The sequence below is a fragment of the Halochromatium sp. genome (assembly GCF_046541315.1).
Taxonomy (GTDB): Bacteria; Pseudomonadota; Gammaproteobacteria; order Chromatiales; family Chromatiaceae; genus Lamprobacter.
This window is the reverse complement of the sequence record NZ_JBKHDN010000090.1, coordinates 1-10,600: the sequence shown is the minus strand read 5'-3', so window position 1 is coordinate 10,600 and position 10,600 is coordinate 1. Positions and strand designations below refer to the sequence as shown.

The window sequence follows — 10,600 nt, the reverse complement described above, 5'->3', positions numbered from 1 at the left end:
CTTAGGCAAGCGGTTCAGCTTTCAGGCCGTCTCTCAGGCGGTCGTCAGTTCCGCCAGCAGGTCGGCCTGATGTTCGTGCTGCAGCGGTTCGACGACCTGATCGAGGTGGCCCATCATCACCTCGTCGAGCTTGTAGAGCGTGAGGTTGATGCGGTGGTCGGTGAGGCGGTTCTGCGGGAAATTATAGGTACGGATGCGCTCGGAGCGGTCGCCGCTGCCCACCTGCAGCCGGCGCGAGGCGCTCTGCTCGGCGGCCTGTTCGTCCCGCGCCGCCGAGAGCAGCTTGGCCTGCAGGAGCGCGAGCGCCTTGGCGCGGTTCTTGTGCTGCGAGCGCTCGTCCTGGCACTCGACGACGATGCCGCTTGGCAGATGGGTCAGGCGCACCGCCGAGTCGGTCTTATTGACGTGCTGGCCGCCGGCACCGGAGGCGCGATAGGTATCGACGCGCAGCTCGTTCGGATCGACGTTGATCTCGTCGACCGCATCGACCTCGGGCAGGATGGCGACCGTGCAGGCCGAGGTGTGGATGCGGCCCTGGGATTCGGTCTCGGGCACGCGCTGCACGCGATGGGCGCCGGACTCGAACTTGAGCCTTGCATAGACGCCGCTGCCGCTGATGCGCACCGCCACTTCCTTGTAGCCGCCCATCTCGCCCTCGCTGGCGCTGATGATCTCGTGGCGCCAGCCTTGCAGCTCCCCATAGCGCAGATACATGCGCAGCAGGTCGCCGGCGAACAGGGCGGCCTCGGCGCCACCGGTGCCGGCGCGCACCTCGAGATAGATATTGCGGCGGTCGTTGGGGTCCGGCGGGATCAGCAGCCGGTTGAGTTCGGGTTCGAGCTGCTCGCGCTGGCGTTCGGCGGCGGCGAGTTCCTCGCGCGCCAGCTCGGCCATCTCTTTATCGGCGAGCATGTCGCGGGCCGAGGCGATCTCGGATTCGAGGTCCAGATAGCGTTGCCAGCAGTTGAGCAGCGGCTCGAGTTGCGCATATTCGCGCCCGAGGTTGCGGAACCGGTTCTGATCCGCCTGGACCTCGGGTTCGGCCAGCAGGGCGCTGATCTCGGCAAAACGCTCGGCGAGCCGATCCAGCTTGCCGCGAATGGATGGATTCATCGGCGGCCGCTATCTTGACCCTGCGAGAGCTGGAACAGCTCGTTGGCGGCATCCAGTAGCTCCGATTGACCTTCGCGGCCGGCCTGGCGCAGGCGCACGCTGGGCTCATGCAAGAGCTTATTGGTCAGCAGATGGGCGAGGTGGTGCATGACCTCGTTTGGCGGCTTGCCGGCGGCGAGCTGGCGCGCGGCGCGCGAGAGGGCCTCGTCGCGGACGCACTCGGCGCGCGCGCGATAGTGCTGGATCAACGAGACGGCATCCAGCGAGCGCACCCAGGCCATGAACTCCTCGCAGTGCAGGTCGATGATCTCGACCGCCTGCTCGGCGGCATGGTTGCGCGAACGCATGCCTTCGTCGACCACGCCTTGCAGATCGTCGACGGTATAGAGATAGACATCGCGCAGCTGTCCGACCTCGGGCTCGATGTCGCGCGGCACCGCGATGTCGACCATGAACATGGGCCGATGCCGGCGTTGCTTGAGCGCGCGCTCGACGGTGCCCTTGCCGAGCACCGGCAGCGGGCTGGCGGTCGAGGAGACGACGATGTCGGCCTCGGGCAGATGGCTCGCGAGTTCGGTCAGGGCAATGGCGTAGCCGTCGAATTGCACCGCCAGCCGGTGCGCGCGCTCGACGGTGCGATTGGCGACGATGATGCGCCCGATGCCGTGTTGATGCAGATGCCGGGCCGCGAGTTCGACGGTCTCGCCGGCGCCGACCAGCAGCGCGGTCTGCTTGGAGAGATCGCTGAAGATCTGGCGCGCCAGGCTGACTGCGGCGAACGCCACCGAGACCGGACTGCTGCCGATGGCGGTGTCGGTGCGCACCTGCTTGGCGACCGCGAAGGTGCATTGGAACAGCCGCCCCAACAGCCGGCCGCTGCCGCCGGCCTCGCAGGCGGTCTTGAACGCGCCCTTGACCTGGCCGAGGATCTGCGGCTCGCCGAGCACCATCGAATCCAGGCCACAGGCGACCTTGAACAGATGGGTCACGGCATCCCGGTCCTTATGCGCATAGAGATGCTGGGCGAACAGTTGCGGCTCGATGCCGTGGAATTGGCCGAGCCAGGTGCGCACCGGCGCTTCGATATCGCGGCCGTCCGCCGTCGCGCAGTAGATCTCGGTGCGGTTGCAGGTCGAGACGATGACGGCCTCGTCCGCAGAGCTTTGTTCGAGCAGCGTCCGCAAGGCGGCGACGATGACGTCGGGCCCGAAGGTCAAACGCTCACGGATGTCGACGGGTGCGGTCTTGTGGTTGAGTCCGAGTACGATCAGTGGCATGACGAGGTCGAAGGGCTAGCCGGTTGTCTGCGATGCTCCCCGGCCCGCGCAACGGCAAGGAGCGTGCTTCGGGGCCGCGAGTGGTTGCTTTCCGCGATAGGAACTGCATGAGTATACTGCGATCAAAGCGAACAACCGGCTGATCGCGGTCAACCATCTGCCTGCCCCTTTGTCTATGCGCAACCGAATTCTCGCCCCCGTTCTTCTTGCCCCGCTGCTCGCGCTGGCCGCCTTCGCGAGCAGTGCCGGGCAGCCGCCCTCCGCCGCCACGCCGCCCGAATCGGCGTCGGCGCCGGCCGCGCCCGTGCTTGAATCGCCGTTGGAATCTCCGGTCGCGGAATCGCCGCCGAGGTTGAGTTCCGATCTGATCTATGCCGTGCTGGTGGCAGAGGTCGCGCTCCAGCGCGGCGACTACGCCGCCGCCTTCGAGTATTTTCTGCGTGCCGCCGAACTCGCGCGTGAGCCGCGCCTGGCCGAGCGCGCCGTGCGCTCGGCCCTGAACGCCAAGCGCTCGACGGCGGCGCGGCGCGCGCTCGAACTCTGGACCGAGCTGGAGCCCGACGCGCCCAAGGCGCATCAACTCGCGGCCTTCCTGGCGTTGGAGGCCGGCGATGAGGAGCAGGCCTTGGCCGCGCTGGAGCGGGTGATCGAACTCGCCGGGGTTCCGGGGCAGGGCTATCTGCAGGCCGCGCAAATCCTCGGTCGGCTCCCCGATCCCGCCGATCGCCTCCGGGTCATGCGGACGCTGGTCGAGACGCTCGACGCGGAGGATGATGCCGACGCCCAGTTCGCGCTCGCGACTTTGGCTGCGGCCGCGGATAACGATGCGGCCGCGATGGAGCTGGCCGAGCGCGCCGCCGAGCTGCGCCCCGGTTGGCGCGAGCCGCGCCTGTTCCTGGTGCGCCTGTTGGTCAGACGCGAGCGGATCGAGCAGGCGCAGACCCGGCTCGATCGCTACCTCGCCGAGGCGCCCGCCGATCGCGAGCTGATGCTGATGAAGGCGCAGTTGCACATGGACGCCGAGGAGCCTGAACAGGCCCTGGCGGTCTTCGATGAGCTGCTCGAAGAGGATCCGGAGCGTCCGGATGTGTTGATGGCGGCCGCTGTCTTGGCGCTTGAGACTCGGGAACTCGACAAGGCGCGCGATCATCTCGAGGCGCTGCAACGGCTTGAGCAGCGTCCGCATGATGTCGCCTTCTTGCTCGGGCAGGTCGAGGAGCAGGCCGGCAACCACGATGACGCCTTGGCCTATTATGCGCAGGTGCGCGGGCAGAATCGCACCAGTGCGCAGGTGCGTATCGCCAGCCTCTACGCAGAGGAGGGCAAGATCGAGCGTGCCCGCGAGTTGCTCCAACAATTGCGCGATCGGTCTCCCGGCCAGGCCGTGACCCTCTATCTGATCGAGGCTGAGTTGCTGCGCGCGCAGGAACTCGATCGGCGCGCACTGGAGGTTTACGACGAGGCCCTCGAGGAGCATCCGGATAACGCGGATCTGCTCTATGCGCGGGCGATGCTGGCGGTGGCGATGGACGATGTGGCGATGCTCGAGCGCGACCTACGGCGCATCCTGGTCGACGACCCCGATCATGTCGACGCGCTCAATGCCCTGGGCTACACCTTGGCCGATCGCACGGATCGCCTCGACGCCGCCCTCGCCTTCATCGAGCGCGCGTTGCAGCTGCGCCCCGAGGATCCGGCGATTCTCGATAGCATGGGCTGGGTGCTCTACCGCAAGGGCCAGCCAGAGAGCGCTGAGGACTATCTGCGCCGGGCGCTTGCCCACGGCTTCGATGCCGAGATCGCGGCCCATCTTGGCGAGGTGCTCTGGTCCCTGGGCCGGCGCGAGGAGGCGCGCGAGGTGTGGGGGCACGCGCTCGACGAGGCGCCGGAGCATGAATATCTGTTGCGGGTGCTGAATCGCTTTCGCTTCTCGCACACCGATCGGTGAGGGCGTCGATGGCGATGTGGATTCCACGACCCGACGCGGATGGCGCCTGGCTGGCGCCCGCCAAGCTCAATCTGATGTTGCGAGTGCTCGGGCGCCGGCCCGATGGCTATCATCGCTTGCAGACCGTGTTCCAGTTCGTCGACCGCTGCGATCGGCTGTTCTTCGAGCCGCGCGCCGATGGGCGCGTCGAACGGCTTGATGGGCCGGCCGAGATCCCGCCGGAGCAGGATCTGGTGGTGCGCGCGGCGCGCGCGCTGCAAGCCGAAACCGGCTGTGACGCCGGGGTGAGCATCCGCGTCGATAAGCGGTTGCCGATGGGCGGGGGGCTCGGCGGCGGCAGCTCGGATGCGGCCACGACCCTGCATGCCCTGAACCGATTGTGGGGAACCGCGCTCGCCACGGATCGGCTCGCCGAACTCGGTCTGCGCCTCGGCGCCGATGTGCCGGTGTTCGTGCGCGGGGAGGCGGCCTGGGGCGAGGGCGTTGGCGAGAGCCTGGAGCCGGTCGAGCTGGCGACGCCCTGGTATCTGGTGCTGGTGCCGCGCTGCCAGGTCTCGACCGCCGCGGTTTTTGGTGATCCGGGATTGACAAGAGGATCGGCGCCAATCACACTAGCGGACTTTCTGCGCGGCAATGCCGACAATGACTGCCTTGCCACGGTGCTCGCGAATTATCCCGTGGTGGCCAGCGCCTACCGTTGGCTTGCCGAGCGCGCTGAAGCCAAGCTCACCGGCACCGGGGCCTGCCTCTTCGCGGCCCTGCCGGATCGCGCGGCGGCCGAGCGGTTGCGCGGCGAGGTGCCGCCGGAGCTGCCGGCCTTCGTCGCGCGCGGGCGCAATCGCTCGCCGTTGTTCGCCTCGCCGCGCGACGAGGACGCAAACAGCTGAGTGGACTCATCCATTGGGGCGTCGCCAAGTGGTAAGGCACTGGGTTTTGATCCCAGCATTCCCAGGTTCGAATCCTGGCGCCCCAGCCATTATTCACCAGACCGAGAGTGGCCATATCGGTGCCCCTTGAGACCAAAGGACAATCCGTGCAGGCGAGCGCCTTGATGGTGTTCTCGGGAAACGCCAACCCCGCGCTCGCCAATGAGATCGTCGCCCACCTGGGGCTGCCGATGGGCAAGGCCGTCGTCGGCCAGTTCAGCGACGGCGAGGTGATGACCGAGATCCAGGAGAATGTACGCGGCCGGGATATCTTCATCGTCCAGCCGACCTGCGCGCCGACCAACGATAACCTGCTCGAATTGTTGGTGATGATCGATGCGTTGCGCTGGGCCTCGGCGAAGCGTATCACGGCGGTCATTCCATACTTCGGCTATGCCCGTCAGGATCGGCGGCCGCGTTCGGCCCGGGTGCCGATCACCGCGCGCCTGGTCGCCAAGATGATCGGCTCGGCGGGTGCCGACCGGGTGTTGACGGTCGATCTGCATGCCGATCAGATCCAGGGCTTCTTCGACATTCCGGTCGACAATGTCTATGCCTCGCCGATCCTGCTCGGCGATATCTGGCGACAGAAGCACGATAACCTGATGGTGGTCTCGCCCGATGTCGGCGGCGTGGTGCGCGCGCGCGCGATCGCGAAGCGCCTCGATGACGCCGATCTGGCGATCATCGACAAGCGCCGCCCGCGCGCGAACGAGGCCAAGGTGATGAACATCATCGGCGATGTGCGTGGGCGCTCCTGCGTGCTCGTCGACGACCTGGTCGATACTGCCGGCACGCTCTGTCAAGCCGCCGCCGCGCTCAAGGAGCAGGGGGCGTCCAAGGTGCAGGCCTATTGCACGCATCCGGTGCTGTCGGGACCGGCGGTGGATAACATCTCGGCCTCGGCGCTCGACGAGCTGGTCGTCACCAACACCATCCCCTTGCGCCCCGAGGCCCGCGATTGTCGAAAGATCCGCCAGCTAAGCATCGGCGAGCTGCTTGCCGAGACCATGCGGCGGGTCTCGAACGAGGAATCGGTCAGCTCGCTCTTCGTCGACTGACCATTGCCAACGCGCCTTGCGCGCGTGTCCTTCGCTGGCGCCGGCATCTGGTCGCGGATGCCGGCGTTTTGTTGTGATTCAATCTGGAGACTCAGTCATGAGTGTTGTATTCGAAGTCGTGGCTCAGCCGAGGAGCGACACGGGGAAGGGTGCGAGCCGCCGCCTGCGTCGCACCGGCCTGGTACCGGGGATCGTCTACGGCGGTAACGCCGAGCCGACGATGATTGCCGTGCGGCATAACGAGCTTGAGCGGCAGATCGATTATGAGGCCTTCTATTCGAGCCTGCTGGATCTGAAGCTCGGCGATGAGACCACCAAGGTCGTGCTCAAGGATCTGCAGCGCCATCCGGCCAAGCCCTTCTTGCTGCATGTGGATTTCCTGCGCGTGAGCCGGGACGAGAAGCTGCGTCTGACCGTCCCGATCCACTTCCTCAACGAGGCCGGTTGCCCCGGCCTGAAAATGGGCGGCACCATCTCGCACAACATTACCGAGATCGAGGTCAGTTGCTTGCCGGCCGATCTGCCCGAGTATCTCAGCGTCGATATGGCCGAGATGGCGCTCGGCGACATCGTTCATGTCGCCGAACTCAAGCTCCCGGAGGGCGTGGAACTGACCCACTCGCTCGATCCCGAGACGCCGGTGGTGATGATCTACACGCCGCACTCGGAGAGCGCGGACGCTGACGACAGTGCCGAGACGTCGGGCGGCGAATGAGTCGCGCGCCGATTGATCAGGACACGGCGAGGTGATGATGGGCGCTCGCGCCTAGCGCTTGCCCGTTTGGCTTAAAGGCGATGGCAGAGCAAGGCATTCGGCTGATCGTGGGGCTCGGTAACCCCGGCCCCCAGTATGCCGGGACACGGCATAATGCCGGCTATTGGCTGGTCGACCGGATCGCTGAGCGGGCTGACGTGGAGTTGCGCCCGGAGGCCAAGTTCCAGGGCTTCGTGGCCCGAGTCAGTGGCGCGGATGGCGATCTGCGATTGCTGAAACCGACCACTTTCATGAACCATAGCGGTCGTGCGGTGGCGGCGGTGTGTCGCTATTTCGAGATCGAGCCGAACGCGGTGCTGGTCGCTTACGATGAACTCGACCTGCCGGTGGGCACGGCCAAGCTCAAGTTCGGCGGCGGTCATGCCGGCCATAATGGTCTTCGCGATACTCTTGCCGCGCTCGGCAGTCGCGACTTTTGGCGCCTGCGCATTGGCATCGGCCATCCTGGGACCAAGGAGCAGGTGATCGGCTATGTGCTGAGTCGTCCCTCGCGCCCCGATCTAGACGCGATCCTCGAGGTCGTCGATGAGGCTGAGGCCTGTCTTCCGGAACTCTTGGCCGGCGACTATCAGCGGGTGATGAATCGCTTGCACGCGCGCCCCTGACTGATCGCGTCCCGCTTCGGTCGCACAAAAAAATAGCAAGCCGCGCGTTCGCGGCTTGCTAAGCCTCCTTTGGTTATTGTTCGGTGAGGGTCAGTAGAGGAACGCGACGTTCAGGCCGACCTCGTACTGTTCCATGCTGATCTCGGGGGCCTGGTCGGCGGTGAACGCCCCAGGGCCAGAGACGCTCTTTTCCGGTGCATACATGCCCCAGAAGGTCAGCTCGATGGTGTCCTTGACCCGATAGCTGGCGCCGACCGTGAAATGCTCTTCCGGGGTTGCCGGGGCGAGGGTGTTGAAGGCGACCTGACTGCCGTCGATCGGATTCTTGCCGTAGCTATAGCCGGCACGTAGCTTCAGGGTGTCGTCGACCGCGTATTGAGCGCCGAGCTTGAACACGGTCATGTCGTCCCAGCCGAAGCCGGCGCCCTTGGCGCCGCCCAAGCAGTCGCGCGCGTCATAGGTCGCGCCCGGATGGCTGGGCCGGCCAAGGCCGGCGCCGAGATCGCATTTGAGGGCGAGATCGTTGGGGCATGGCGATCGCCTGGGGCCGGTTTGGTCAAATTTGTTGCGATACTGAAACATCTTGGCGTACAAGGTGACTTCTTCGTTGCGAATTGTCAACCGGTTTGGTTGCGAATGATCATGCCGATTCGCCGGTGGCGCGCCGATCGGCGCGACGGCCACAAGCGTTCCCGCGATCTCGCGAGCTAGGCGGTGAGGGTGGTGGATGCCGGGTTGCGCGGCCGCGCAACCCGGCGGGGGTGTCGCCGGTCACAGGGCCCGGCTATGCTCCCGACGAGAGTCCTTGAAAGCAAACGAAAATCCTACGCAATTCGGTGCGGGCTATTCCGTCAATCGCCTTAGAGGGGACGCGCGGGCTCGCGTCCGATCGAGACATAGGTGAGCCCGGCGGCCGTGACCTGATTGGGATCGAACAGGTTGCGCCCATCGAAGATCACGGGCGTGCTCAGCTGCGCCTTGATGTCGGCGAAGTTCGGGCTGCGGAACTCGCTCCATTCGGTGACGATCACCAGCGCGTCGGCGCCCTCGACCGCGTCCATGCGATTCTCGACCAGTTCCAGGTCGGCGCGCTCGCCATAGAGGCGCCGCGCCTCCTCGGCGGCGACCGGGTCGAACGCGCGCACGCGCGCGCCAACCGCCCACAGCTGTTCCATCAGGCGGCGGCTCGAGGCCTCGCGCATGTCATCGGTATTCGGCTTGAACGCCAGGCCCCAGAGGGCGAAGGTCTTGCCCTGAAGCGCGCCCTCGAAATAGTGCTCGATCTTGCTGAACAGGCGTTCCTTCTGGCGGTGGTTGACCGCCTCGACCGCCTGCAGGAGTTCGGCCTCGTAGCCGATGGTCGTGGCCGTGCGCTCGAGCGCGCGCACATCCTTGGGGAAGCAGGAGCCGCCATAGCCGCAGCCCGGATAGATGAATTGGTAGCCGATCCGCGGGTCGGAACCGATGCCGACGCGCACCATCTCGATGTCGGCGCCGACGGCCTCGGCGATGTTCGACAGCTCGTTCATGAAGCTGATCTTGGTCGCGAGCATGGCGTTGGCGGCGTATTTGGTCAGCTCGGCGGAGCGCACGCCCATGACCATGACACGGTCGTGATTGCGATTGAACGGGCCGTAGAGGGCGCGCAGCAGCTCACCCGTGCGCGGATTGTCGGTGCCGACGATGATGCGGTCGGGGCGCATGAAATCCTCGATCGCGGCGCCTTCCTTGAGGAATTCGGGATTGGAGACGACATCGAAATCGATGCGCTGGCCGCGCTCCGACTGTGCCGCGCGGACGGTCTCGGCGACGCGATCGGCGGTGCCAACCGGCACCGTCGATTTGTCGACGATGATCCGGTAACCGGTCATGCGCTCGCCAATCGACTGCGCCACCGCGAGGACATGGCGCAGATCGGCCGAGCCATCCTCGTCCGGCGGGGTGCCGACGGCGATGAATTGGAACAACCCGTGGGCGACGCCTTCGTCGGCGTCGGTGGAGAAGCGCAGACGGCCGGCTTGACGGTTCTTGGCGATCAGATCGTCGAGTCCAGGCTCGAAGATCGGGACACCGCCGGCGTTGAGCATGGCGATCTTGTCGGCGTCGACATCGACGCAGATGACCTGATTGCCGACTTCGGCCAGGCAAGCGCCGGTCACCAGGCCGACATAGCCGCTTCCAAAGATGGTGACGTCCATCGAGAATCCTCGTTATGTGTCATGGGGGGAACACGCGTGCTTGCGCGGGTCTCGCGAGTCTACCGTAAACGCGGCTGGGTATTGCCCAGGAAGGTCGGTGCCATAGACGGCGCCGTCTTCGGTGCGCGGCCGGGTTTGATCAATTTGCCGTGGGGTGTTGACGGCCAGGAGGTTGTTCGGTATTCTGCCTCGCTCGGCTGATTAGAGGAGGGGTTCCCGAGCGGTCAAAGGGATCAGACTGTAAATCTGACGGCTCAGCCTTCGGAGGTTCGAATCCTCCCCCCTCCACCATATTGAGTCGTCCGCCATTGCGGGTGTAGTTCAATGGTAGAACCTCAGCCTTCCAAGCTGATGGTGTGGGTTCGATTCCCATCACCCGCTCCATCTTTGGCGTTCGCCGGGACGTGAACGCGGGTTCGCCACGCATAGGTTTTGGCTCGAAAACATTCGTTCAGGTAGCTCAGTCGCCCATGTAGCTCAGTTGGTAGAGCACACCCTTGGTAAGGGTGAGGTCACCGGTTCAACTCCGGTCATGGGCTCCATTTCCGTCTAGTTTGGTCCGGTTCATCGGACTCGTCCGACGATTCGTGGCGGCAGACTGGGAACAACAGACGACATCCAAGCGCGCGGAGATAGGGTCAGTGTCCAAAGAAAAGTTCGAGAGAAAGAAGGCGCACGTCAATGTCGGCACGATTGG

At 65.4% G+C, this 10,600-nt stretch carries 9 protein-coding genes and 4 tRNA genes; 9 read left to right on the top strand and 4 right to left on the bottom strand.

Annotated features, from left to right (window positions below):
• Positions 1–33 precede the first annotated feature (33 nt).
• Both prfA and hemA read right to left on the bottom strand, forming a co-directional pair.
• Positions 34–1,113 carry a peptide chain release factor 1 gene (gene prfA, locus ACLFQI_RS07725; protein WP_410758330.1) on the bottom strand — a complete coding sequence of 360 codons (1,080 nt, stop codon included), beginning with the start codon at positions 1,111–1,113 and terminating at the stop codon, positions 34–36.
• Entirely contained in the window at positions 1,110–2,390 is a 1,281-nt protein-coding gene (gene hemA / locus ACLFQI_RS07720) for a glutamyl-tRNA reductase (protein WP_410758329.1), read from the bottom strand. The genes prfA and hemA overlap by 4 nt, the downstream gene beginning before the upstream one ends.
• Before the next feature lie 352 nt (positions 2,391–2,742).
• Here hemA and ACLFQI_RS07715 point away from each other — a divergent pair, with 352 nt between their 5' ends.
• The 6 genes from ACLFQI_RS07715 (at position 2,743) to pth (ending at position 7,705) form a co-directional block, all read left to right on the top strand.
• Entirely contained in the window at positions 2,743–4,338 is a 1,596-nt protein-coding gene (locus ACLFQI_RS07715; protein WP_410758328.1) for a tetratricopeptide repeat protein, read from the top strand.
• A 14-nt stretch (positions 4,339–4,352) separates the two neighbouring features.
• Positions 4,353–5,225, top strand: a complete 873-nt coding sequence (gene ispE / locus ACLFQI_RS07710) for a 4-(cytidine 5'-diphospho)-2-C-methyl-D-erythritol kinase (protein ID WP_410758327.1) — start codon at positions 4,353–4,355, stop codon at positions 5,223–5,225.
• A 14-nt stretch (positions 5,226–5,239) separates the two neighbouring features.
• A tRNA-Gln gene (locus tag ACLFQI_RS07705) sits at positions 5,240–5,314 on the top strand.
• Positions 5,315–5,371: 57 nt separating this feature from the next.
• Positions 5,372–6,325: a ribose-phosphate diphosphokinase gene (locus tag ACLFQI_RS07700; RefSeq protein ID WP_410758331.1), complete on the top strand. Its 954-nt coding sequence runs from the start codon at positions 5,372–5,374 to the stop codon at positions 6,323–6,325.
• 97 nt (positions 6,326–6,422) lie between these two features.
• Positions 6,423–7,040, top strand: a complete 618-nt coding sequence (locus tag ACLFQI_RS07695; protein ID WP_410758326.1) for a 50S ribosomal protein L25/general stress protein Ctc — start codon at positions 6,423–6,425, stop codon at positions 7,038–7,040.
• 80 nt (positions 7,041–7,120) lie between these two features.
• Positions 7,121–7,705 (top strand): aminoacyl-tRNA hydrolase, encoded by a 585-nt coding sequence (gene pth / locus ACLFQI_RS07690; protein ID WP_410758325.1) that lies wholly within the window; start codon positions 7,121–7,123, stop codon positions 7,703–7,705.
• Between the two features lie 90 nt (positions 7,706–7,795).
• Here the strand turns inward: pth and ACLFQI_RS07685 are convergent, their stop codons facing one another.
• Both ACLFQI_RS07685 and ACLFQI_RS07680 read right to left on the bottom strand, forming a co-directional pair.
• Positions 7,796–8,299, bottom strand: a complete 504-nt coding sequence (locus ACLFQI_RS07685) for an OmpP1/FadL family transporter (RefSeq protein WP_410758324.1) — start codon at positions 8,297–8,299, stop codon at positions 7,796–7,798.
• Positions 8,300–8,565: 266 nt separating this feature from the next.
• The gene (locus tag ACLFQI_RS07680) at positions 8,566–9,903 is read right to left on the bottom strand and encodes a UDP-glucose dehydrogenase family protein (RefSeq protein ID WP_410758323.1); all 1,338 of its coding nucleotides are present in this window, start codon (positions 9,901–9,903) and stop codon (positions 8,566–8,568) included.
• A gap of 206 nt (positions 9,904–10,109) precedes the next feature.
• Here ACLFQI_RS07680 and ACLFQI_RS07675 point away from each other — a divergent pair.
• From ACLFQI_RS07675 to ACLFQI_RS07665, 3 genes are all read left to right on the top strand, one after another.
• Positions 10,110–10,194, top strand: a tRNA-Tyr gene (locus tag ACLFQI_RS07675).
• 19 nt (positions 10,195–10,213) lie between these two features.
• A tRNA-Gly gene (locus ACLFQI_RS07670) sits at positions 10,214–10,287 on the top strand.
• 82 nt (positions 10,288–10,369) lie between these two features.
• Positions 10,370–10,445, top strand: a tRNA-Thr gene (locus ACLFQI_RS07665).
• Positions 10,446–10,600 lie beyond the last annotated feature (155 nt).